Below are 22,440 nucleotides of genomic sequence, written 5' to 3' on the forward strand. Positions count from 1 at the left end.
CCTGTGGACAACGCTGGCCACGGCTCGCCGCACCTGTGGACAACGAGCCACGGAGCGCGTGGAGACGGTCACGATCAGTGGCGTGACCGATCCGACGCCGCTCGTCCGTCCCGTCCTGCTGCCCGGCCTGACCCGGCTCTGGCGCGACCGGCACACGCTCCAGCTCGGCGAGCCACCCGGCCGCGCGGTGCTGCTGGAGATGTCCTCGCCCGGGACGGCCCGCCTGCTCGACCTGCTCGACGGCACCCGCAGCGAACGCGCCGTGCTGGCCGGGGCGGGCGCCGCCCGGGTTCCGCCCGACGAGGCACGCGCCCTGCTCGACACGCTCCGGGGCGCCGGGCTGGTGGTGCCGGCGCAGGCCCTGCTCCCCCGTGACCTCACCGGCCCGGCCCGGGCCCGGCTGGCCGCCGAGGCCGCCGCGCTGGCGCTCGCGTCGCCCGACCTGCCCGGCACACCGGCCCGGCTGCTGCGCCGCCGCCGTGCCGCCCGGGTGCTGGTCACCGGCACGGGACGGCTCGGCTCGGCGGTCGCCGTCGCGCTGGCCCAGGCCGGGGTCGGGCACGTCGTACCCGATCTGGCCGGCCCGGTCGGCGCCGGTGACCTGGTCGGGACCGGCCTGACCGCTGCGGAGCTGGGCCGGCCGCTGGCCCCGGCGGTACGCGCGGCGCTTGCGCGGTGCGCGCCCGGAACGGTCACCGGCCCGTCCCGACCGACCCGACCGGATCTGGTGGTGCAGCTCGGCGTCGACCGCCCGGCCGAACTGCTCGCCACCGGGTACGCCCGCCGGCGTCAGCCCCACCTGCTGCTCGACCTGCGCGGCGGCGTACCGGTGGTCGGTCCGCTGGTCCGCCCGCCCGTCGGTCCCTGCCTGCGCTGCCTCGACCTCCACCGCGGCGACCGGGATCCGGACTGGCCCGCGCTCGCCGCCCAGCTCGCCGCCGACCGGGGCGAGCGGGCCTGCGCCGCCGCCACCGGGCTCGCCGCGGCGGCCTTCGCGACGGCCGAGGTGCTGGCCCAGCTCGACGGCGCCCAGCCGGAGACGCTCGGCGGCGCGGTGGAGATCCGCGGTCCGGGCCGGGTCCGCTACCGACGGTGGCCGCCGCACCCCTCCTGCGGTTGCTGCCGGCGTCGCCCGATCCGGTCGGCCCCGACCGCTACCGGCCGCACGGCAGCAGCGGAGGCCCCGAGTCGGTAACAATGGCCGGGTGACCGACATCCCGCGCCGGGCCGTGTCCCGCACCGCCAAACTCGCCGCCCTGCCGCTCGGGTTCGCCGGTCGAACCGTCCTCGGCATGGGCAAGCGGGTGACCGGCCTCGCGTCCGACGTCATCTCCGCCGAGATCCAGCAGCGCACCGCCGAGCAGTTGTTCAGCGTCCTCGGGCAGCTCAAGGGCGGGGCGATGAAGTTCGGCCAGGCCCTGTCGGTGTTCGAGGCGGCGCTGCCCGAGGAGGTCGCCGCGCCGTACCGGCAGGCGCTGACCAAGCTCCAGGAGGCCGCCCCGCCGCTGCCGGCGGCGACTGTGCACAAGGTGCTCGCCGAGCAGCTCGGCCCGGACTGGCGCGACCGGTTCGTCGAGTTCGACGACACCCCGGCCGCCGCGGCGAGCATCGGCCAGGTGCACCGGGCGATCTGGCGCGACCCCGGGTACGGGCCGAACGGCGGCCCACAGCACCGGGACGTGGCCGTGAAGATCCAGTACCCGGGCGCCGGTGACGCCCTGCTGGCCGACCTCAAGCAGCTCTCCCGGCTCGGCGGCATGTTCCGGGCCATCCAGCCGGGGCTGGACGTGAAGCCGCTCCTGGCCGAGCTGCGCGAGCGCATCACCGAGGAGCTGGACTACGAGCTGGAGGCGGAGTCGCAGCGGGCGTTCGCCGCCGCGTACGCCGACGACCCGGACATCTTCATCCCGGAGGTGCTCGACGCCGCGCCGCGGGTGCTGATCACCGAGTGGGTGGAGGGCATCCCGCTGTCCCAGATCATCCGGGAGGGCACCGAGGAACAGCGCGACGAGGCCGGCCGGCTGATGGCCGAGCTGCACCTGTCCGCGCCGGAGCGGGCCGGGCTGCTGCACGCCGACCCGCACCCGGGCAACTTCCGGCTGCTGCCGGACGGCCGGCTCGGCGTGATCGACTTCGGGGCGGTGGCCCGGATGCCGCAGGGCACGCCCGAGCCGATCGGCCGGATCGCGGCGCTGGCGCTGCGCGGGGACGCCGACGCGGTGGTGGAGGGGTTGCGTGCCGAGGGCTTCGTCAGCCGCACCGAGTCGATCGACGCCCCGGCGGTGCTGGACTTCCTGCGTCCGATGCTGGAGCCGATCGCCGCGGACGAGTTCCGCTTCACCCGGGCCTGGCTGCGCGGCGAGGCGACCCGGCTGGCCAGCCCTCGCTCCCCCGCCTACCAGCTCAGCCGGCAGCTCAACCTGCCCCCGTCGTACCTGATGATCCACCGGGTCACGCTGGGGTCGATCGGGGTGCTCTGCCAGTTGGAGGCGAAGGCGTCCTACCGGTCGATCCTGGAACGCTGGCTACCCGGCTTCGCGCCGGTGGCCTGAGCGCAGGCCGGCCACGAGCGGCCCGGCGAGCGCGCACGGGCCGACGAGTGAGCACGGCGAAGGGGCGGTGACCTGTCGGTCACCGCCCCTCTCTCACTCGATCGTTCTACAGGACGCCCAGGTCGCGGGCCGACTGGCTGCGACTCCGCATGGCGACGGTACGGGCGGAACGGGTTGCCTCAGTGCTCGTGTTGGTGCGACCGGCCTGAGGCCGGCGCATTCGGGCCCTGGACAACGCTTCGTGGAGTAGTTGCATCTCGAATCCGTTCGGCAGGTTCAGCATCAGGGTTTCTCTCTCAGGTCGGCCGGTGGAGGGACACCGGCATCGGTTCGGGCTCGGAACGTAGGTGTGTCAGGCTGCCAGCCGGACGGAGCTTCGCGACTCGGACAGCCCGCTGGCCGCCAGTCGCGCCTCCGCCTCGACCCGGAGCTGCGCGTCACGGGCGAGGTCCTCCTTGCGCGGACGGCCACGGGGCCGCTTGCGCGGGACGACCGCGCCACGCTCGAAGATCTCGCCGCCCCAGACGCCCCAGGGCTCGGCTCGCTCCACCGCCCCGGCCAGGCACTCGACGCGCAGCGGGCAGTCCCCGCAGAGCGACTTGGCCAGCTCGAGCTCGGCAGGCGAGTCGGAGAACCACAGGTCGGGGTCGAACTTCCGGCAGGGCAGGTTCGCCTCCACGTCGACGCTCACGTCGAGCGGGGCCAACGCCAGACTCATCCTCCGGTCACCTCTCTCTCACTTCGATCTCGTGGATCGCATTCCGACGTACTTCGGCGGGACAAAAAACTGAGGCCGCGGATCCCGGTATGCGGGTTCCGCGGCCTCGAGGTGAGCCGGTGGTCTGATGGATCAGACCGGTCTACCTCGAGGTGGAACGCCGCGGACATCCGTGCGCTTCTTGGCGCCATCGATGCCCTTGCCCGCGAAGCCACTGGTCCCCTCGACTCCGGCGATCGGCGCAACGGTCAGGGTCAGCTCGGCCTGAACCTGAACCTGGTGCACCTGCGGAGCCGACGGTCGAGCGGCGAGGGCCACCCGGACAGCCGACAGCGGAGCGACGGCAGACGGCATCGCCGCAAGACGCTCATAAGTGAAGATCTTCATTGGTGCCACCTCCCTACTCTCCTCGTGCCGACCGTGGACTCATCCCCTTTGAGCAGCCAGAACGGCGCCGCTCGCGAGGTGTGTCATGAGGCTATTCCTCGCCCTCGGGCGAGGGCAAACGATTTACGGCTACTTTTCAGAAGTTTTCTGTGGGCAGACGGCGTCCACCGTGGCGCCCGCCACCAGGGCGAGCACCGTATCCCCATAAAGACCGACTTTTCGGGGCCCGATCCCGGCGATCGCCACCAGTTCCTCCGTGCGGCCGGGCTTCCGCTCGGCCAGCGCGGTGAGCGTGGCGTCGGTGAAGACCACGTACGCCGGCACCTTCTGCGCGCCCGCCACCCGCTGCCGCCAGTCGCGCAGCCGCTCGTACAGCTCCTCGTCGATGTCCGACGGGCAGGTCGGGCAGCGACCCAGTTTCCGGTCCGCGCCGGCGAGCAGCGTGGCGCCGCAGATCCGGCACGAGACCACCTGCGGCCGGCGCCGCTCGGCCCGCCGCGCCGGCCCGGCGCCGCCGGCCCGCTCACCGCCGCCGGACCGGTCGAGCTGGGGCAGGAACCGGGAGGGACGCCGGGCCCGCCCGCCCGGCGAGCGCGCGGTGGCGTACGACAGCCAGAGCCACTCCCGGGCACGGGTGATCCCGACGTAGAGCAGCCGCCGTTCCTCCTCGACCTGCTCCATGGTCTTCGCGTACGTGGTGGGCAGCGTGCCCTCGGCCAGCCCGACCAGGAACACCGCGTCCCACTCCAGCCCCTTCGCCGAGTGCAACGACGCGAGCGTGACGCCCTCGACGGTGGGCACGTGCTGCTGGGCGGCCCGCCGGGCGAGTTCCTCGGTGAACCCGGTCAGGCCGGGATCGTCCTCGGCTTCCGCCGCGTACTCCTCGGCGAGCTGGACCAGCGCGGCGAGCGCCTCCCACCGCTCGCGGGCGGCGCCACCCGGCGGGGGCGAGTCGGGCGCCCAACCGACGGCGGTGAGCGCCTCGACCACGGCGGCCGGCAACGGGGTGCCCGGGTCGGCCGACCGGGTGGCGGCGCGCAACGCGATCATCGCCTGGCGCACCTCGGGCCGCTCGAAGAACCGCTCCGCGCCCTGGAGCACGTACGGCACGCCGGCCTCGGAGAGCGCCTTCTCGTACGCCTCGGACTGCGCGTTGGTGCGGAACAGCACCGCGATCTCCCGCGCCGGGGTGCCGCCCGCCACCAGCGCCCGGCAGCGCGCGGCTACCGCGTTCGCCTCGGCCGGCTCGTCGGTGAAGATCCGCAGTTCCGGCTCCGGGCCGGGCCGGCGCTGGCCGTGCAGCTCCAGCCGAAGCCGCGCCTCGGCGCCCCGGGCCTGCGAGATCACCGCGTTGGCGAGCCCGACCACCTGCGGGGTGGAGCGGTAGTCGCGGACCAGCCGGACCACAGTCGCGCCCCGATGCAGGCGGGGGAAGTCGACCAGGTACGACGAGGTGGCGCCGGTGAACGAGTAGATCGTCTGGCTGGCGTCGCCGACCACCGTCAGGTCGTCCCGGCCGCCCAGCCACGCCTCCAGCAGCCGCTGCTGGAGCGGGTTGACGTCCTGGTACTCGTCGACCACGAAGTGCCGGTACTGGTTGCGCACCTGCTCGGCCACGTCCGGGTGCTCCTCGATGCCCCAGACCGCGGCGCGCAGCATGTCCTCGAAGTCGATCACCCCGTTGCCGCGCTTGAGCCGCTCGTACGCGTCGAACACGTCCGCCACCCGGGCCGGCTCGTACGGCGTCTCGCGCAGCGCCTTGGCCGCGGCCACGACGTACTCCCCGGGCTCGACCAGCGACGACTTGGCCCACTCGATCTCGGCGGCCAGGTCCCGCGCGGCGGCCCGGTCGGCGCGCAGGCCGACCTTGGCGGCGGCGAGTGTGACCACCCGCACCTTGCTGTCCAGCAGCTCCGGCATGGCCCGCCCGGCCAGCAGCCGGGGCGCGAAGTAACGGACCTGCCGCAGCGCCGCCGCGTGGAACGTGCGTGCCTGCACGCCCTGCACCCCGAGCACGCCGAGGCGGCTGCGCATCTCGGCTGCGGCGCGGGCGGTGAACGTGACCGCCAGCACGTGCCGGCCGGCGATGTCGCCGGTCAGCGCCCGGTACGCGATCCGCGACGTCACCGCCCGGGTCTTGCCGGTGCCGGCGCCGGCCAGGACGCAGACCGGGCCGGCCGGGGCGGTCACCGCGGAGCGCTGCTCCGGATCCAGCCCGGCCAGCACCCGTTCCGCCGCTGAGTGAACGCCCACAGCAGGGAATCATCCCAGCATCGTGTGACGTTGCAGCGATTAGCCTGGCCTGATCGGACCGGGCGCGAGCCACCCCTTGGAGGACCAGACCATGCTGACGATGTATTCCACCCCGTGGTGCGGCTACTGCCACCGGCTGAAGTCGCAGCTCGACCGGGAGGGCATCGCGTACGAGGTGGTCGACATCGAGCAGGACCCGACGGCCGCGGACTTCGTGATGAGCGTCAACGGCGGCAACCAGACCGTCCCGACGCTGCGCTTCGCCGACGGCAGCGCCCTGACCAACCCCTCGATCACGCAGGTCAAGCAGCACCTGGCCGCGCTGCCCGGCTGATCCGCCCGCGACGCCACGAGCGGCCGTACCCGATCCGGGTGCGGCCGCTCGCCGTCGTTCAGGACCCGCCCCGGCTGAGCACGCCGTCGTCGGCGGGTTTGCGGGGCGCCGGGATCCGGACCGGTCCGGCGACCGGCGTGGTCAGCCCGCGGCCCCGCCACAGGTAGAGGCCGGCCGCCGTGGTGACGGCCCCCACCAGGGCGAACAGCAGCTGGTAGTCGAACACGCCGACGAGCAGCGCGCCGGTGCCGATGGAGAGCGCCTGCGGCCCGCTGACCAGCGCCTCCGACGCGGCGGTCACCCGGCCGAGCAGCCGCGGCGGCGTCCGCCGCTGGATCAGCGTGTTCAACCCCACCATGGTCAGCGGCAGCGAGAGGCCGGCCAGCAGCAGCGCCACCACCCCGAGCCACAACCGGGGGTACGCCAGCGCCAGCGCGGCCGGCCCGAAGAACGTCACGCCCGCGGCGAGCGCGCCGACCTCGCCGAACCGGCGGACCACGGCGGCCGAGAACAGGCCGCCGACCAGCCCGCCGACGCCCTGCACCATGACCAGCACGCCGACGAACGCGGCGTCGCGGTGCAGGCCCAGATCGACGTACGCGAAGATCAGCGACTCGGTGAAGCCCATCACCAGCGAGCCGAGCCCGTACCCGAGCAGCGCCCGGCGCAGCGCCGGCTCCCCGGTCAGGTGGCGCAGCCCGGCGCCCAGCTCGGACGGCCCGCGGCGACCGGACCGCGCCGGTGTGCCCTCCTCCACACGCAGCCGCGCGACCACCGCCGCCGCGGTCAGGAAGCCGGTCATGGCCAGCAGGACCAGCAGCCAGCCGCCCACCGCGGCGTACACACCGGCCCCGGCCAGCGGCCCGATCAGCCGCAGGCCCTGCCGGACGGTCTGGAGCAGCCCGTTCGCGTCGGCCAGCAGCTCGGCCGGAACCAGATGCCGGATCAGTCCGTTGAGCACGGCGGTGAGGGTGATGTACGAGAGTCCGTAGAGCGCGGCGACCACGTAGATCACCCAGACGTCGGAGCGGTCCCGGACCGTGAGCAGCGGGCCGAGCAGCACTGCCGCGACCAGGTTGGCGGCGATGAAGAAGGGTCGCCTGCGGTAGCGGTCGACCACCCAGCCGACCAGCGGGGCGAGCGCCATCGGCGCGATGACCGCGAAGATGGTCGCCCCGGCCATGCTGTCCGAACCGGTCAGATCCTTGACCCAGACGGCCAGGGCGAGCAGCAGGACCGACTCCGCAGCCATGCTCGCGACGAGCGCGGCGAACAGCAGGCGGAAGTCGGGGCGGCGCAGGACGGTGCGCATCGGTTCCCTCCGGCGGGGGTGCGCCACCAGGGGCGCGTCGGGGGCGGGCGCCGGTGAAGGCGCCCTCCACAGTCCTCTTTTTGTCTCGTGACACGCCCGTGCCGGAACCTCCGGCGCCGGTCGCGCCGTCCATACTGACCGTGGGGGGCGAATTTCATACAGTTACCGTCGCGTCAAGCGACGGTCGACGGGAAAGAGGACGCCGTGCCTCCTGCCGTACCAGGCCCGATTCTGCGCCGTCGTCGACTCGGCACCGAGCTGCGTCGGCTCCGCGAACAGGCCGGTCTGACCGGTGACCAGGTCATCGAGCGGATCGGCTGGGCCTCCGCATCCAAGTTGTCCCGTCTGGAGAACGGCCGCAGCCGTCCCGACCCGGACGACGTGGACGTGTTGCTGACGCTCTACGGCGCCGACGAGGAGCAGCGCGCGGAACTGACCGGGATCACCCACGAGGCCGGCGACATGCGCGGCTGGCTGCGCAACTTCCCGGTGATGACGCAGCAGCAGCGCGCCTTCGCCGAGCTGGAGGCCGGCTGCGCGGAGATCTCCGAGTACAACCCGGTGCTGGTGCCGGGGCTGTTGCAGACGCCCGGGTACGCCCGGCACCGGATCATGTCCGCCGCGCAGGTCGCCGCCGAGGCCGGCGACCCGGAGAGCGAGGATCCGGAGACCGAGGTACGCGCGCGGCAGGCCCGCCAGTCGCTGCTGACCCGCTCCCCCGAGGTGCCCCGCTACACGGCGGTGCTGGAGGAGGCGGCGCTCGGCCGGCGGGCCGGGCCGCCGGAGGTGCTGCACGAGCAGCTCGTCCACCTGTGCGAGATGGCGCTGCTGCCGAACGTGACGCTGCGCCTGCTGCTGCGGGACACGCGGGTCGGTGACTGGTACCTTCCGCCGACCGCTTTCTCGGTCTACCGGTTCGCCGATCCCCTCGATCCGGAGACACTCGCCATCGAAGGTGGGTTCACCGACGTCATGTCGACCGAGGTAAACACCCTAAATCGCTATAAAGTGGTGTTCGAGTGGCTATGCTCGTCGGCACTCTCCGCATCGGACACCCTCTCCTGGTTGATCGAGGCGACGGGACGGCTGACCGGCACGGCAGTCGAGTCCACGGTGGCGTACGGGTCGGCAACGGCGCCGACCCAGCGACGCCGGGACTCGGGGCGCCTCACCACGGAACGGTGATCCGGTACGGGCACCGTCCGCGCTCCGGCGTCGCTCGGTCCCATCGGAGCACCTCACCAGGAGCAAGCACCATGAACGAGATCCACACCAGCACGACCGCACTGTCGGGACGGCTCACCGGCGCAGCCTGGCGCAAGAGCACCCGCAGCCAGACCTCCAACTGCGTGGAGGTCGCGCCGCTCGACTCCGGGCCGGCCACAGTGGCGCTGCGGGACAGCAAGGACCCGAGCGGACCGGTCCTGCTGTTCGACCGGGCCGGCTGGCTCGGCTTCCTCGCCGGCACGAAGAGCGGTCAGTTCGATCTGGACTGATCCGGCGAACCACGAGGGGCCGTCGGCGCGAGCCGGCGGCCCCTCGCGCGTCCATCCCCGACAACGGTGCTGACCTGGGATCCCCCGATCGGTCGAGCTGGCGCGTTCCCCTTGCCGGGCGGACACATCGGCGTAACATGACGCGGGAGTGACGTGGAAGTTCCAGCGTGTAACCGCCGATTGTCCGGGGGACACCATGCGGTTCCTGATCGTCCGCACCGAGATCCGTACCGTCGCCGACGCCGACATCGCCGCCGCCTGGGCGGGCGGGGGTCGCCTGCGGGACGAGACGAGCACGCCGGAACCCCGCCGCCAGGTCGTCCACGCCGAGGACCGGGACGCCGCACTCCTGCTCGCCCGCGCGCTGTCCGCGGTCGGCGCCGTGCGCGCGGGCCGGCACCGGGTCAAGGTGCTGCCGATCGAGGAACCCGCCCCCGGGCACCCGTACCGCTGGGACGGTGGATGACCGGACGCTGACGTCCGTCGTGGCCGGACCGGCCTCCCCCGCCGCTTTCCTGCCTCACCCGGCCCCGACGGCACGTGTTCCCGGCCCGCGACCGTCGCGGCAACGACGGTCCGGGTCGGGGCCGCGTCCTCCCGGCCTGTGTCCGCCCGGCCTGTGTCCTCCCAGCCTCGCCAGCTCGGGGAGGTGGCTGCATCCCACCGCCCCGACCACGCCACTTCCCCGAACTGGCGCGACCCCAGCCGGAACCCGCCAACCCGACGGGGTCGGGCGGGTCAGCAGTGGCCGTCGAGCCAGCGGTGCACCAGGAACAACGCGATCGAGGACGGCGGCGGCAGGACCAGCCGGTCTCCCCCGCCCACCGGCACCGGCTCGTCCGCGAGCGCCGCGCCGATCTCCCGGCGGGTGAACCAGCGCGCGTGCGCGATCTCGGCCAGGTCGACCCGGATCGGCGCGTCCGCGTCGGCGCGGGCCAGGAAGCCGAGCATCAGCGAGCCGGGGAACGGCCAGGACTGGCTGCCCACGTACGCGATCTCCTCGACCGGGACGCCCACCTCCTCGCGGACCTCGCGCAGCACGGCGGCCTCGGCCGACTCGCCGGGCTCGACGTATCCGGCCAGGCAGGAGTAGCGGCGCTGTCCCGGGGTGCGCGGCCAGGCCGCGTTGTTGCCGAGCAGGCAGCGGCCGTCCGGGCCGTCCACCCCGTCGTGCACCAGCACGATCATGGCCGGGTCGGTACGCGGCCAGACCCGGTCGCCGTCCGGATCGATCCGCGACCAGCCGGCCTCGTCGGCGCTCGTCGCCTTGCCGGTGGTCGACGAGTAGCCGTGCCGCAGGTGCCAGTTGAGCAGTGCCAGCGCGGTGGTGAACAGGCCCGCGTCCCGGTCGGTCATCAGGTGGCCGACCTCGCGCAGGTGGGCCGGACGGGTGTCCGGCAGCGCCGGCAGCGGCCCGTCCACCGCGAACACGGGTACGCCGTCCGGCTCGACGCCGAGGAACATGGGCACCGACCGGGGCACCTCGGGCAGTTCGCCGGGACCGACCAGGACCAGCTCCGGCGGGGTCGACGCGCCCCGGACCAGCGCCCGCCCCTCGGCGGTGGAGTCCAGCACCAGCACCCGGGCCCGTTCCCACGCCTCGGTCAGCCAGCCCGGATCGGTACGCCGGTGCGCGGCCCGGTCGAGCGTCGACCGGGCCAGCGGCGGGGCGGATTCGCCGCTCATGCGGATTCCGTACGCACCGGTGTCAGCGCGGCGAGCGAGTCGGCCACCCGCTCGGCGTCGCCGAGCACGACGGTGACCGCGCGGGCCGGGGCCAGGTAGCGGGCGGCCACCTCGGCCACGTCGTCCACAGTCGCGGCGGCCAGCCGGGCGGCGTGCTCGGCGAGGAAGTCCAGCCGCAGCCCGTTGCCGGCGTACGCGCTGGTCAGCGACGCGAGGCCGGCCTGGGTGGACATGCCGAGCTGGAGCGTGCCGAGCGCGTACTGGCGGGCCTGCTCCAGTTCGTCGGCCTTCGGCGGCACAGTCGCCAGGCGGCCCAGCTCGTAGTTCGTCTCCACCAGCGCCGCCGCGGTGACCTCGGTGGCCACCTCGGCGCCGGCGACGAGCAGCGAACCGGCCACCGAGTGCTCGACGAGCGAGTGCGGCCCGTACGTGTAGCCCTTGTCCTCGCGGATGTTCTCCACCCAGCGGGAGGAGAAGTAGCCGCCGAAGATCAGGTTGGCGAGCTGCAACGCGGCGTGGTCCGGGTGGGTACGCGGCACCGCGGGGAGCGCGAGGCGTACCGAGGACTGCACCGAGCCGGGCCGGTCGACCAGCAGCAGCGGACCGGGTTCCAGCGGCGGCGCCGGGGGCAGCTCGGCGACGTGGCCGTCACCGCGCCACCCGGCCAGCGCCTGCTCGGCCGCGTCCAGCGCCCGCTCCGGCGCCACGTCGCCGACGAGCACCAGCACCGCGCCGGCCGGGTGCACCCGCTCGGCGTGCAGCCGGCGCAACGCGGCCGGGCGGACCGCCCGGACCTGGTCCGGGTCGGGCGTCTGCACCGCGTACGGGTGCCGGCCGTACACCCGCTTGAGCAGCGCGGTGCGGGCCAGGTGCGACGGCTGGCTCTGGGCGACCTGGATGCGGTCGACCAGGCGGTCCCGCTCGGTCTCCACCCAGTCGGCCGGGTAGGTGGCCCCGGTGAGCACTTCGGCGAGCAGTTCCAGCATCCGGTCCAGGCCGGTGACCAGGCCCGCGCCGGAGAGCATCAGCCGGTCCGGGTCGAGACCGGCGGTCAGCCCGCCGCCGACCTTCTGCAGTTCGGCCGCCAGCTCGGTGGCGCTGTGCGCCTCGGTGCCGGAGAGCATGGTCTGCGCCAGCATCCCGCCGCGGGCCAGGTGGGTGCGCCCGAACGGCATCCACAGTCGCAGCTCGACGAGCGGTACGGAGGAGCGGCGTACCGCGATCACGGTGAGGCCGTTGCCGAGCGTGCGCTCGGCCTGCTTGGGCACCTTGAGGCGGCGGTTCGGGCGCAGCGCCGGCAGCGGCCGGACGGTAGTCGTAGTCACTGGGCCATCTCCGTTCGCGACTGCGGGGCTCGCAAAACCGGCTCACTCCTCGCGCTCACCGCCCACCTCCGGCGACGACCTCGACTGATGCGCGGCGCTCGGGCCGCAGGGTGGCGGCGGCGGCGCGGACCTGCTCCTCGGTCACCTCGCCGACGAGCCGGGGCAGGTCGTTGAGCAGGCCGGGTTCGCCCCGCTGCTGTTCCAGCACCGCCATCCGCAACGCGCGGCCGAGCACCGCGTCCGTGTCGCGCAGCAGGTGGGTGGCCATCCGGGCCTGGGTACGCGCCAGCTCACCCTCGGTCAGCCCGTCGGTCGCCAGCCGGTCCAGTTCCTCGTCGATGGTGCGCAGCACCTTGTCCACGTCGCCGCCGGGCGGCAGGTGCGCCTGGAGCAGCAGCGCGGTGGGGTCGCGCACGTCGAACGGGTCGCCCATGAAGCCGAGGTACCCGCCGAGGCTGGTGACCGACCGGTCGCGCTGCACCAGCCGCTCGACCAGCCGGGAGGCGTCGCCGTCGGTGAGCACCTCCGCCAGCACCACGTACGGCAGGTAACCGGCGAAGTCGCTGACCGGGTCGGGCACCCGCCAGGCGCCGGCCACCGCCGGAAGCGGGGCCAGCGCGTCGGTGTACGTGTTGCGCCGCTCGGCGGTCAGGTCGGGCTCGGCGAAGTCGGGCCGCTGCGGGGCGGGCCGGGCCGGCACGTCCCCGAAGTGCCGCTCGATGAGCGTGGTCGCCTCGGCCACGTCGATGTCGCCGCTGACCGCGAGCACCGCGTTGCCGCTGGCGTAGTAGCGGCGGAAGAAGTCGGCGGCGTCGGCCACGGTGGCCGACTCCAGGTCGACGAAGGAGCCGTAGCCGTCGTGCGCGTTGGGGAAGGTGTCGAACATCACCGGCGGCAGCGTCAGCCAGGGGAACCCGCCGTACGGCCGGTTCAGCACGTTGACCCGGATCTCCTCCTTGACCACGTCGACCTGGTTGCGCAGGTTCTCCTCGGTCAGCCGGGGGCCGCGCATCCGGTCGGCCTCCAGGAACAGCGCGCGTTCCAGCGCGTTGGCGGGGAGCGTCTCGAAGTAGTCGGTGTAGTCCAGGTGGGTGGAGCCGTTGAACGTCCCGCCCGCGCCCTGGACGTGCCGGAAGTGGGCCAGCTTCTCCAGGTTCTCCGAGCCCTGGAACATCAGGTGCTCGAAGAGGTGGGCGAACCCGGTGCGGCCCTCGGGCTCGGAGCGGATGCCGACGTCGTAGACCACAGCCACCCCGATGACCGGGGCGCTGCGGTCCGGCGTGAGCACCACACGCAGGCCGTTGTCGAGGGTGAACCGTTCGACCGGGTACTTCGTCGCTGGGATCTTCGCTCTCCGCGTCGGCACGAGATCGACATTAGCGCCTCGGTACCGGCTCTACCGCCGGTGTGCCGCGGCCCACCGGACGGCGGTCCCGGCGGCTGGCCGACCGGTCACGCCTTCTCCACCGAACAGGTGGGAATTATCGGGAAATCCCAGGTCGCGGAGCGCGGCCCTGAGACGGGGCTTGACGCCGCCAGGCCGCTGGCCCACTCTTCCTACCAACTAAATAGGAATACTGCGGATTGGACATTCGATGAGAGGGCTTCCCCTGCGCCGCCTGGCCACCCTCGCGGCCCTGGCCGCTGTCGGCGCGGCCACGCTCGGCACCACCGCCGCCTGCGGCGACGACAGCGACGCCGGCGCCGCGTCCGGCCCGGTGACGCTGCGCCTGGGCTACTTCCCCAACATCACGCACGCCCCGGCCGTGGTCGGCGTGGAGAAGGGGATCTTCAAGGAGAAGCTCGGCAGCGACGTCGAGCTGGACACCAAGACGTTCAACGCCGGCCCGGCCGCCATCGAGGCCGTCTTCTCCGGCGCGCTCGACGCCACGTACATCGGCCCGAACCCGACCGTGAACGCCTTCTCCAAGTCCAAGGGCGAGGCGGTCCGGGTCGTCTCCGGCGCCGCGTCCGGCGGCGTCGCGCTCGTGGTGAAGCCCGGCATCACCTCGGTGGAGCAGCTGCGCGGCAAGAAGATCGCCACCCCGCAGCTCGGCAACACCCAGGACGTGGCGCTGCGCTTCTGGCTCAAGGAGAAGGGCCTGGAGACCACCAAGGAGGGCGGCGGCGACGTCAAGATCGTGCCGCAGGAGAACGCGCAGACGATCGAGACGTTCGGCAGCGGCGCCATCGACGGCGCCTGGGTGCCCGAGCCCTTCGTCTCCCGGCTGATCAACGCCGGCGGCAAGGTGCTCGTCGACGAGCGCGACCTCTGGCCGGACAAGAAGTTCGTCATCACCAACCTGCTGGTCAGCACCAAGTTCCTCAAGGCGCACCCGGACGTGGTGAAGAAGCTGGTCGAGGGCCAGGTCGCGGCGAACGAGTTCGTCAACACCAAGCCGGACGAGGCGCAGCAGGCCATCTCCGACCACATCGGCAAGATCACCGGCAAGCCGCTGGACCTCAAGCTGATCAAGCAGGCCTGGCCGACGCTGGAGTTCACCAACGACCCGATCCCGTCGTCGCTGAAGACCGGCCTGGACCACGCGGTCGCGGTCGGGCTCACCCAGCCGGTCGACCTGAACGGCCTCTACGACCTGAAGTACCTCAACGAGGTGCTCAAGGCGCAGGGCAAGGCCGAGGTCAGCCAGCCGTGACGTCGACCAGCACGACCCCGCGCAGCGCGACCGGCTCGGTCGCGCTGCGCGGCGTGACCAAGGTGTACGGCCAGGGCGAGCAGGCGGTCCTGGCGCTGGACGGGCTGTCGCTGGACGTCGCTCCGGGTGAGTTCGTCTGCATGGTCGGCGCGTCCGGCTGCGGCAAGAGCACGCTGCTCAACCTGGTCGCCGGGCTCGACCGGGCCAGCGGCGGCGCGATCGAGCTGGGCGAGGGCGTCAACCCGGGACTCATGTTCCAGGAGCCGGCGCTGTTCCCGTGGCTGACCGTCGAGGGCAACGTCGAGGTGCCGCTGAAGCTGCGCGGGCTGGCCCGCGACCAGCGCAAGGAGCGGGTGGCCGAACTGCTGCGCACGGTCCACCTGTCCGAGTTCGGCCGTAAGCGGCCGCACCAGCTCTCCGGCGGCATGCGGCAGCGGGTCGCGCTGGCCCGCACGCTCGCGCTGGAGACGCCGGTGCTGCTGATGGACGAGCCGTTCGGCGCGCTGGACGCGATGACCCGCGACATCCTGCACGACGAGCTGGAGCGGATCTGGTCCGAGCGCAAGCTCACCGTCCTGTTCGTCACGCACAACGTCCGCGAGGCGGCCCGGCTCGCCGACCGCATCGTGCTGCTCTCCAGCCGGCCCGGCCGGATCATCTACTCCACCGAGGTCGCCGTGCCGCGCCCCCGGCGGATCGACTCGCCGGAGGTCTCGGCCATCGCCGCCGAGGTCACCGACCGGCTGCGCAAGGAGGTGGGCCGGCATGGCCAGTGACACCCTGTCCGCGTCGGCCCGGGCCGACGCGGAGATCTCCGGCCTCGACGCGCTGGAGATCGCCGGCCGGGAGAAGGGCCCGTCCCGGGTACGCCGCCTGTGGTCGGCCACCTGGCCCAAGTTCGCCGCGCTCGCGCTCGCCGTGGCGATCTGGCAGGCGGTTGTCTGGTCCGGGTGGAAGGAGCCGTGGGCGCTGCCCGGCCCGGCAGTGGTCTTCGGTGACCTCGGGGAGTACCTGCTCAGCTCGGCGCTCTGGGAGGGCCTGGCCACGACCGCCCGGCGGGCGGCTGTCGGCTTCGCCGCGGCCGTCGCCGTCGGCCTGCTGCTCGGCCTGGGCGTCGCCCGGGTCAAGGTGCTCCGGGCCGCGCTCGGCTCGATGATCACCGCGTTGCAGACCATGCCGTCGATCGCCTGGTTCCCGCTGGCCATCCTGCTGTTCCAGCTCAGCGAGCAGGCGATCTTCTTCGTGGTGGTGCTCGGCGCCGCGCCGTCGGTCGCCAACGGCGTCATCCACGGCGTCGACTACGTGCCGCCGCTGCTGGTCCGCGCCGGCCGCAACCTCGGCGCGCGCGGGCTCAACCTCTACCGGTACGTGATCGCGCCGGCCGCGCTCCCCGCCATCGTGGCCGGGCTCAAGCAGGGCTGGGCGTTCGCCTGGCGCAGCCTGATGGCCGGTGAGCTGCTGGTGGTCATCGCCACCCGCACCTCGATCGGCGCGCAGCTCACGTACGCGCGCGAGCTGAGCGAGGCGCCACGCCTGATGGCCATCATGATCGTCATCCTGGTGGTGGGCCTGCTCGTGGACACCGCGTTCGGGGCCGCCGACAAGGCGATCCGCCGCCGCTGGGGCGTGCTGGACCAGGCCGGCAACTGACGTCGTGTACATCTCCGCGCGCGCCGACTACGCGCTCCGGGCCATGCTCGCCGCCGCCGACGTCGCCGGGACCACCGGCGACCCGGCGGCCGGCGGCGGCGAGCTGGTCAAGGCGGCGAGCCTGGCCGAGAGCCAGGACATCCCGCTCAGTTTCCTCCAGGGGATCCTGCTCGACCTGCGGCGGGCCGGACTGCTGCACAGCCATCGCGGCACCGAGGGCGGGTACGCGCTGACCCGCCCGCCGGACGAGATCAGCGTGGGCGACGTGCTGCGCGCGGTGGGTGGCGCGATCACGAGCGTGCGGGGCATTCCCGCCGACCGGGCCGGCTACCACGGCGTGGCCACCGGCCTGCGGGACGTGTGGCTGGCGGTGGACGGCGCGATCGCCCTGGTGGTGGACCGGACCACGCTCGCCGACCTGCTGAGCGACCGGGCCACGGCACCCTGACGCGCGTCCGGTCACGGCGCCGGCGGCCTAGCTGGCCCCCTTGCGGGGCGGCTACGGGACGTGCGGGGCGCTCATCCCCGGGGTGAAGCTGCGGGCGGCACCACGGTCCTGCCGGCCGTCGTCGGACGGTTGCCACGGCCCGAACGCGGCCACCGCGGCGAGCGCCAGTCCGGCGCCCGCCACCGCGAGCACCAGCAGCACTTCCCGTGCTCCGCCTGAGCCGGCGTCCCCCGCCATGAACCGCTCCCTCCGCGTCCGGCCGACCCCCCGACCGGTCCCCCGACCGACAGCATCGCCGTCGGGTTCCGGTCGGACAGTCGGGCAGCCGACCGAACATCGGCTGATTCCCGACTCAGGCCGGTCGGACGCGGGCTGCGGTCAGCGGCGGCGCGGGCGCCGGCGGGGACGGGTCGCCGGGGCGGGGTGCGCGGCGGCGGGCGCGGTGATGGTCACCGGGACGCCGGACGGCTCCCGGGCACCGGTGAGCCGAGTCAGCTCGCCGTCGCCGGGGCGTACCCGCGTGGTCTTGGGGTTGATGCCCGCGGTGCTCATCAGCCGGGCGACGTCGCGGCGCTGGTCCGGCAGGACGAGCGTGACCACGGTGCCCGACTCCCCGGCCCGCGCGGTCCGGCCGCCCCGGTGCAGGTAGTCCTTGGCCTCGGTGGGCGGGTCGGCGTTGACGACCAGGTCCAGCCCGTCGACGTGGATGCCCCGGGCCGCCACGTCGGTCGCCACCAGCGCGGTGACCTGGCCGGCGCGGAACTGCTCCAGGATGCGGGTGCGCTGCGGCTGCGACTTGCCGCCGTGCAGCGCCGCCGCGCGTACGCCCTTGGAGAGCAACTGGCGGGCCACCCGGTCGGCGCGGTGCTTGGTGGCGATGAAGACGATGGTGCGGCCCTCGCGGGCGGCGATGTGCGCCAGCGCGGCCGGCTTGTCCTCCGCCTCCAGGTGCAGCACGTGGTGCGTCATCGCGGTGACGGTGGCGGTGCCCGGGTCGACGGAGTGCGTCACCGGGTCGGTCAGGAACCGGCGGACCAGCCGGTCCACGCCCCGGTCCAGGGTGGCCGAGAACAGCATCCGCTGCCCGCCCGGTGCGACCTGCTCCAGCAGCTTCGTCACCTGCGGCAGGAAGCCCATGTCGGCCATCTGGTCGGCCTCGTCCAGCACGGTGATGGCCACCTGGTCGAGCCGGGCGTCCCCCCTGTCGATCAGGTCGTGCAGCCGGCCCGGCGTGGCCACCAGCACCTCGGCGCCGGCACGCAGCGCGGCCGCCTGGCGGCCCAGCGAGAGCCCGCCGACCACCGTGGCGCAGCGCAGGCCGAGCGTGGCGGCGTACGGGGCGAGCGCGTCGGTCACCTGCGCGGCCAGTTCACGGGTCGGTACGAGCACCAGCGCGAGCGGGCGGCCCGGACGGGCCCGGCGTCCGGCCGTACGGTGCAGCAGCGGCAGCCCGAACGCGAGCGTCTTGCCGGAGCCGGTACGGCCCCGGCCGAGCACGTCCCGGCCGGCCAGCGAATCCGGGATCGTGGCCGCCTGGATCGGGAACGGCGCGGAGATGCCCTGCGCGGCCAGCTCGGAGACGAGCGCCGGAGCCAGGCCGGTGGCGGCGAACGTGGGCAGGGTCGTGGTCATGCGGAAAGCCTTCCTCGAGGCGGCACGTGTCGAGGAAGGGCGCCGAGAAGCGGCGCGTCACCGGCGTCACCGGTGGTCACAAGCACGAACCGAAGGGACGGGCCGGCCCGGCAGAGGCGGGCCGGCCCGTGCACCACGCCCGAGAGGACGCGGTGGTGGTACCGGTTGATCCGAAGATCAGAGCGGGCGGATGTTCTCCGCCTGCGGGCCCTTCTGGCCCTGGGTCACCTCGAACTCGACCCGCTGGTTCTCGTCCAGGCTCCGGTAGCCGGAGGTCTGGATCGCCGAGAAGTGGGCGAAGACGTCGGCGCCGCCGTCGTCCGGGGTGATGAAGCCGAAGCCCTTGTCAGCGTTGAACCACTTGACGGTGCCAATTGCCATGTGTTTCGTCTCCTTGACGGAACGGTCGGCCCGCACGTGTTGCGGGCCGGAGAGGAGCACCCCGCGCGTGGAATACGCGGCGTGCCTGTCGCTGCTGGTCGCCCCGCCCGGAGAACTCCGGACACAACAAAGAGCGCCTGGGGCCACAATCCGCCAGGCGCACACAGAGTCTCTGGAAACCAAAACTGCAACCCAGCCAACGTATCACGGATTCGCGCGCTCGGGGAGATCCCCCGGGATTTCCGGCACGGCGGCCACCAACGCGGTCAGCCCCTCCGCGTCGAGCAGGTCGGCCGGGCGGACCGTCGCGGAGTCCCGCACGTAGTGGAACGCGGCGCCGACCCGGTCCACCGGCACCCCGGCCAGCTCCGCCCAGGCCAGCCGGTAGACCGCCAGCTGCACCGCCGCCGCGTCGGCCTCCCGGCTGGCCGGCTGCCGCCCGGTCTTCCAGTCGACCACGTCGTAGCGCCCGCCCGGGCGGGCGAACACGGCGTCCATCCGCCCCCTGACCACCACCCCGGCGATGACGGTGGCGAACGGCACCTCCACCTCCACCGGCACCCGGTCGGCCCACTCGCCGGCCAGGAAGCGCTCCTGCAACTCGACGAGCGCCTCGTCCGGGGCCGCGTCCTCGTCCGCCGCGCCGGGCAGCTCGTCCACGTCCAGCAGCCGGTCGGCGCCGAAGCGCTGCTCCAGCCAGGCGTGGAACGCGGTGCCGCGCCGGGCGTACGGGTTCGGCTCGGTCGGCATCGGGCGGCGCAGCGTCCGGGCCAGCGCCTCCGGGTCGCGGCGCAACGCCACGAGCTGGGTCACCGAGAGCTGGCCGGGCAGCTCGACCTCGACCGCCTCGGCCTGCCGGGCCAGCTCCGCCCGCTCGGCGAGCAGGAGATCGGCCTCGCGCCGCCAGCGGGCCACCTCGGCGTCCTCCGCCGCTGCGGTGGTGGCGAGCACTGCCGCCTCGCGGCGGGCCGTCTCCGGGTCGGCCAGGTACCGGCGGACCAGCGCCGCCGCCTCGGTCAGCGCGGGCCGGCGGGTGCCGAGCGGGTCGGCCGGCCACTCGGCCCGCAGCACCGTCTCGGTGGTCGGGTTCACCGCGTCTCCGGCCGGCTCGGGCGTCCAGGCGTCCACCACGTGCCCGTCCGCGCCGGCCAGGCAGGCGTCGTGCACCTCCCGCAGGAACACCGACGGGCCGCGGAACCTCTTGGTCCCCTCCCCCCACCAGTAGCCGGAGCAGAGCAGCAGCCGGCGGGGGCGGGTCACCGCCACGTACGCCAGCCGGCGCTCCTCCCGCTCGTCGTGCGCCCGCCAGGCGTCGGTGAAGTCGGAGAGCGCCCGCGCCACCCCGCGCTGGTCCTCCGCCTCCGGCAGAGCCAGCTCGGGCAGCCCGTCCGCGTCGCCGCGCAACGGGAACGGCAGCACACCCAGCCCGCCCAGCCAGTGGTCGGAGTTGCGGACCGGCCCCGGCCAGACGCCCCGGGTCATCCCGGCCACCGCCACCACGTCCCACTCCAGGCCCTTCGCGGCGTGCGCGGTGAGCACCTGCACCGCACCGGCCACCACCTCGACCTCGCCGGGCGCCAGCCCGCGCTCCTCGTCCTCCGCGGCGGCCAGGTAGGCGAGGAAACCGGCGAGCGTCGCGCCGGGCGTCTCGCCGCTGAACCGGGCCGCCACGTCGCCGAGCGCGTCCAGGTGGGCGCGGGCCAGCCCGGCGTCGCCCGCGCCGTCCCGGCCGGCCCGGACCGCCACCTCGACGTCGAGCCCGATGGTCCGCTCGATGTCCGCGATCAGCTCCGGCAGCGACTGGTCCAGCCGGTAGCGCAGCAGCGCCAGCTCCATCCCGTACGAGCGCAGCCGCGCGTAGCCCTCGGCCGAGTACGCCTGCGCCGGCCCCAGATCGGCCAGCGCCTCGACGAGCGTGGCCTCGTCCAGCGTGTCCACGGTGATCTCCGGGCCCTCGTCGCCGGTCAGCTCCCGGCGGCTGCGGGCGATCGCGCGGGCGCGGCGGTGCAGGGCGACCAGGTCACGCGGGCCGATCCGCCAGCGCGCGCCGGTGAGCAGCCGCAGCAGCGCCGCCCCGTCGGTCGGGTCGGCGAGCACGCGCAGCGTGCACACCACGTCCCGTACCTCCGGGGTGTCCAGCAGCCCGCCCAGGCCGACCACGTCGACCGGCAGCCCGCGGGCGCGCATCGCCGCCTCGATCGCCGGGATCTGGCTGCGCAGCCGCACCAGCACCGCCGTGGTCGGGCGGCGGTCGGCCGGGATGTGCTCGGGCAGCGCGCCGGGCATCCCGGCCGCGCCCCGCCAGGCCGCCAGCACGCTGTCCGCGATCCAGTCGGCCTCGTCGGCGTACGTCTCCAGCAGCGCGCAGTGCACGGTGCCGCCCGCCTGCCCGCCCGGCGTGCGGTGCGGGATCGGGTCGCGGACGCTGAGCGCGGCGTGCAGTTCCGGCACCCGCGCGCCGGCCGCCCGCAGCGGCACCGAGAGCGTGTTGGCGACGCCGAGGATCTCCGGCCGGTTGCGCCAGCTCGTGGTCAGGCTGAGCACGTCGGCAGGGCTGCCGTCGGTGCGGGCGAACTCGGCCGGGAACCGGTCGAGCGTGCCGGCGCTGGCCCCGCGCCAGCCGTAGATGGACTGGCACGGGTCGCCCACCGCGGTGACCGGGTGGCCGCCGCCGAACAGCGCGTTGAGCAGCACCACCTGGGCGTGGCTGGTGTCCTGGTACTCGTCGAGCAGCACCACCCGGAACCGGTCCCGCTCGATCACGCCCACGCCGGGGTGGTCGCGGGCCACCCGGGCCGCGCGGGCGAGCTGGTCGGCGAAGTCCATCGCCTCGAAGTCGTCCTTGCGCCGGGCGTACGCGCGCACCAGCGGCAGCAGCTTCAGCCGGGTCCGCTGGAGCTGGAGCGCCTTGCGCACGTCGGCGTAGACCCGGCCGGGCCGGGACTGCACGTCGGCGAAGAACCGGCCGGTCCAGGCGGCCAGCTCGTCCGGGTCGACCAGGTGCTCGTCCAGCTCACCGGCGAGCGCCAGCACGGCGTCGGTGATGGTCGACGGCATCCGGTCCACCTCGGACATGTCGCCGTCGTAGTTGCGCACCAGCAGGTCGACCAGCTGCCAGCGGGACGCCTCGGTGAGCAGCCGGGTGGTCGGCTCGTACCCGGCGCGCAAGCCGTGCTCGGTGACGATCCGCCCGGCGTACGAGTGGTACGTGGACACGGTCGGCTCGCCCGCCAGCGGGTCGTCGTGCGGATCCCGCCCCTGCCGGCCGAGCCGCCGGATGAGCTGGTCGAGGCGGGTCCGGACCCGGTGTGCCAGCTCGCCTGCCGCCTTACGGGTGAAGGTGAGGCCGAGAATGTGCTCGGGGCGTACGTAGGAGTTGGCGACCAGCCACATCACCCGCGCGGCCATCGTCTCGGTCTTGCCCGAGCCGGCGCCCGCGACCACCAGCAGCGGTTCCACCGGCGCGGCGATGATCGCGGCCTGTTCCCGGGTGGGCGCGGGCAGCCGCAGCAGCCGGGCCAGCTCGACCGGCGTGTAGCGGGGCCCGGCGTCGGCGGTACGCGGCGCGGGCGTGGCGGAGGCGCCGAACAGCGCCGGCTGAACACTCAC

The 22,440-nt window shown here is 73.9% G+C and carries 21 protein-coding genes; 10 read left to right on the plus strand and 11 right to left on the minus strand.

Features of this window, described 5'->3' with window-relative positions:
- Positions 1-82: 82 nt before the first annotated feature.
- Both M8C11_RS22900 and M8C11_RS22905 read left to right on the plus strand, forming a co-directional pair.
- The gene (locus M8C11_RS22900) at positions 83-1,195 is read left to right on the plus strand and encodes a hypothetical protein (protein WP_252452970.1); all 1,113 of its coding nucleotides are present in this window, start codon (positions 83-85) and stop codon (positions 1,193-1,195) included.
- Positions 1,196-1,205: 10 nt separating this feature from the next.
- The gene (locus tag M8C11_RS22905; protein ID WP_252452972.1) at positions 1,206-2,552 is read left to right on the plus strand and encodes an AarF/ABC1/UbiB kinase family protein; all 1,347 of its coding nucleotides are present in this window, start codon (positions 1,206-1,208) and stop codon (positions 2,550-2,552) included.
- Positions 2,553-2,904: 352 nt separating this feature from the next.
- On the opposite strand, the gene M8C11_RS22910 is transcribed toward M8C11_RS22905, so the two are convergent.
- The 3 genes from M8C11_RS22910 to M8C11_RS22920 all read right to left on the minus strand — a co-directional run bounded on the left by M8C11_RS22910 (position 2,905) and on the right by M8C11_RS22920 (position 5,910).
- Positions 2,905-3,270 (minus strand): WhiB family transcriptional regulator, encoded by a 366-nt coding sequence (locus tag M8C11_RS22910; RefSeq protein ID WP_013288404.1) that lies wholly within the window; start codon positions 3,268-3,270, stop codon positions 2,905-2,907.
- Between the two features lie 132 nt (positions 3,271-3,402).
- Positions 3,403-3,657, minus strand: coding sequence for a hypothetical protein (locus tag M8C11_RS22915; RefSeq protein WP_120573254.1), 255 nt, complete (start codon positions 3,655-3,657; stop codon positions 3,403-3,405).
- A gap of 129 nt (positions 3,658-3,786) precedes the next feature.
- Entirely contained in the window at positions 3,787-5,910 is a 2,124-nt protein-coding gene (locus M8C11_RS22920; protein WP_252452974.1) for an ATP-dependent DNA helicase UvrD2, read from the minus strand.
- Positions 5,911-6,001: 91 nt separating this feature from the next.
- Here M8C11_RS22920 and M8C11_RS22925 point away from each other — a divergent pair, with 91 nt between their 5' ends.
- Positions 6,002-6,244: a mycoredoxin gene (locus M8C11_RS22925; protein WP_018784736.1), complete on the plus strand. Its 243-nt coding sequence runs from the start codon at positions 6,002-6,004 to the stop codon at positions 6,242-6,244.
- 58 nt (positions 6,245-6,302) lie between these two features.
- On the opposite strand, the gene M8C11_RS22930 is transcribed toward M8C11_RS22925, so the two are convergent.
- Positions 6,303-7,556, minus strand: coding sequence for an MFS transporter (locus M8C11_RS22930; RefSeq protein WP_252452976.1), 1,254 nt, complete (start codon positions 7,554-7,556; stop codon positions 6,303-6,305).
- Between the two features lie 204 nt (positions 7,557-7,760).
- Here M8C11_RS22930 and M8C11_RS22935 point away from each other — a divergent pair, with 204 nt between their 5' ends.
- The 3 genes from M8C11_RS22935 to M8C11_RS22945 all read left to right on the plus strand — a co-directional run bounded on the left by M8C11_RS22935 (position 7,761) and on the right by M8C11_RS22945 (position 9,518).
- Positions 7,761-8,741, plus strand: coding sequence for a helix-turn-helix transcriptional regulator (locus tag M8C11_RS22935; RefSeq protein WP_252452978.1), 981 nt, complete (start codon positions 7,761-7,763; stop codon positions 8,739-8,741).
- 71 nt (positions 8,742-8,812) lie between these two features.
- Positions 8,813-9,052, plus strand: a complete 240-nt coding sequence (locus M8C11_RS22940) for a DUF397 domain-containing protein (protein ID WP_252452979.1) — start codon at positions 8,813-8,815, stop codon at positions 9,050-9,052.
- Between the two features lie 196 nt (positions 9,053-9,248).
- Positions 9,249-9,518 carry a hypothetical protein gene (locus tag M8C11_RS22945; RefSeq protein WP_252452981.1) on the plus strand — a complete coding sequence of 90 codons (270 nt, stop codon included), beginning with the start codon at positions 9,249-9,251 and terminating at the stop codon, positions 9,516-9,518.
- A 272-nt stretch (positions 9,519-9,790) separates the two neighbouring features.
- On the opposite strand, the gene nudC is transcribed toward M8C11_RS22945, so the two are convergent.
- The 3 genes from nudC to M8C11_RS22960 are packed head-to-tail and all read right to left on the minus strand — an operon-like array spanning position 9,791 to position 13,429.
- The gene (nudC, locus tag M8C11_RS22950) at positions 9,791-10,738 is read right to left on the minus strand and encodes an NAD(+) diphosphatase (protein WP_121686384.1); all 948 of its coding nucleotides are present in this window, start codon (positions 10,736-10,738) and stop codon (positions 9,791-9,793) included.
- A complete protein-coding gene (locus M8C11_RS22955) occupies positions 10,735-12,063 on the minus strand; it encodes a pitrilysin family protein (protein WP_252452983.1) in 1,329 nt (442 codons plus the stop codon). The genes nudC and M8C11_RS22955 overlap by 4 nt, the downstream gene beginning before the upstream one ends.
- A 55-nt stretch (positions 12,064-12,118) precedes the next feature.
- Positions 12,119-13,429, minus strand: coding sequence for a pitrilysin family protein (locus tag M8C11_RS22960; RefSeq protein WP_252452985.1), 1,311 nt, complete (start codon positions 13,427-13,429; stop codon positions 12,119-12,121).
- Between the two features lie 229 nt (positions 13,430-13,658).
- Between M8C11_RS22960 and M8C11_RS22965 the strand changes: the two genes are divergently transcribed.
- The 4 genes from M8C11_RS22965 to M8C11_RS22980 are packed head-to-tail and all read left to right on the plus strand — an operon-like array spanning position 13,659 to position 16,818.
- A complete protein-coding gene (locus M8C11_RS22965) occupies positions 13,659-14,720 on the plus strand; it encodes an ABC transporter substrate-binding protein (RefSeq protein WP_252452988.1) in 1,062 nt (353 codons plus the stop codon).
- Positions 14,717-15,496: an ABC transporter ATP-binding protein gene (locus M8C11_RS22970; protein ID WP_252452990.1), complete on the plus strand. Its 780-nt coding sequence runs from the start codon at positions 14,717-14,719 to the stop codon at positions 15,494-15,496. Before M8C11_RS22965 ends, M8C11_RS22970 begins: the two co-directional genes overlap by 4 nt.
- The gene (locus tag M8C11_RS22975; protein WP_120573242.1) at positions 15,486-16,370 is read left to right on the plus strand and encodes an ABC transporter permease; all 885 of its coding nucleotides are present in this window, start codon (positions 15,486-15,488) and stop codon (positions 16,368-16,370) included. The genes M8C11_RS22970 and M8C11_RS22975 overlap by 11 nt, the downstream gene beginning before the upstream one ends.
- A 4-nt stretch (positions 16,371-16,374) precedes the next feature.
- Positions 16,375-16,818, plus strand: a complete 444-nt coding sequence (locus M8C11_RS22980; protein ID WP_252452993.1) for an Rrf2 family transcriptional regulator — start codon at positions 16,375-16,377, stop codon at positions 16,816-16,818.
- Positions 16,819-16,869: 51 nt separating this feature from the next.
- On the opposite strand, the gene M8C11_RS22985 is transcribed toward M8C11_RS22980, so the two are convergent.
- The 4 genes from M8C11_RS22985 to M8C11_RS23000 form a co-directional block, all read right to left on the minus strand.
- Entirely contained in the window at positions 16,870-17,055 is a 186-nt protein-coding gene (locus tag M8C11_RS22985) for a hypothetical protein (RefSeq protein ID WP_252452995.1), read from the minus strand.
- Between the two features lie 141 nt (positions 17,056-17,196).
- Positions 17,197-18,450 (minus strand): DEAD/DEAH box helicase, encoded by a 1,254-nt coding sequence (locus M8C11_RS22990; RefSeq protein ID WP_252452997.1) that lies wholly within the window; start codon positions 18,448-18,450, stop codon positions 17,197-17,199.
- 177 nt (positions 18,451-18,627) lie between these two features.
- Positions 18,628-18,831, minus strand: coding sequence for a cold-shock protein (locus M8C11_RS22995; protein ID WP_013288421.1), 204 nt, complete (start codon positions 18,829-18,831; stop codon positions 18,628-18,630).
- A gap of 204 nt (positions 18,832-19,035) precedes the next feature.
- Positions 19,036-22,440, minus strand: coding sequence for an ATP-dependent DNA helicase (locus M8C11_RS23000; RefSeq protein WP_252452999.1), 3,405 nt, complete (start codon positions 22,438-22,440; stop codon positions 19,036-19,038).

The organism is Micromonospora sp. CPM1, from assembly GCF_023896895.1.
Classification (GTDB): Bacteria; Actinomycetota; Actinomycetes; order Mycobacteriales; family Micromonosporaceae; genus Micromonospora; species Micromonospora tulbaghiae.

Excerpts from the sequence above, each read along its gene's own strand:
- M8C11_RS22910 (WP_013288404.1), bottom strand. The coding sequence starts at position 3,270 with ATGAGTCTGGCGTTGGCCCCGCTCGACGTGAGCGTCGACGTGGAGGCG.
- M8C11_RS22915 (WP_120573254.1), bottom strand. The coding sequence starts at position 3,657 with ATGAAGATCTTCACTTATGAGCGTCTTGCGGCGATGCCGTCTGCCGTC.
- M8C11_RS22925 (WP_018784736.1), top strand. The coding sequence starts at position 6,002 with ATGCTGACGATGTATTCCACCCCGTGGTGCGGCTACTGCCACCGGCTG.
- M8C11_RS22930 (WP_252452976.1), bottom strand. The coding sequence starts at position 7,556 with ATGCGCACCGTCCTGCGCCGCCCCGACTTCCGCCTGCTGTTCGCCGCG.
- M8C11_RS22940 (WP_252452979.1), top strand. The coding sequence starts at position 8,813 with ATGAACGAGATCCACACCAGCACGACCGCACTGTCGGGACGGCTCACC.
- M8C11_RS22945 (WP_252452981.1), top strand. The coding sequence starts at position 9,249 with ATGCGGTTCCTGATCGTCCGCACCGAGATCCGTACCGTCGCCGACGCC.
- nudC (WP_121686384.1), bottom strand. The coding sequence starts at position 10,738 with ATGAGCGGCGAATCCGCCCCGCCGCTGGCCCGGTCGACGCTCGACCGG.
- M8C11_RS22965 (WP_252452988.1), top strand. The coding sequence starts at position 13,659 with ATGAGAGGGCTTCCCCTGCGCCGCCTGGCCACCCTCGCGGCCCTGGCC.
- M8C11_RS22975 (WP_120573242.1), top strand. The coding sequence starts at position 15,486 with ATGGCCAGTGACACCCTGTCCGCGTCGGCCCGGGCCGACGCGGAGATC.
- M8C11_RS22985 (WP_252452995.1), bottom strand. The coding sequence starts at position 17,055 with ATGGCGGGGGACGCCGGCTCAGGCGGAGCACGGGAAGTGCTGCTGGTG.
- M8C11_RS22990 (WP_252452997.1), bottom strand. The coding sequence starts at position 18,450 with ATGACCACGACCCTGCCCACGTTCGCCGCCACCGGCCTGGCTCCGGCG.
- M8C11_RS22995 (WP_013288421.1), bottom strand. The coding sequence starts at position 18,831 with ATGGCAATTGGCACCGTCAAGTGGTTCAACGCTGACAAGGGCTTCGGC.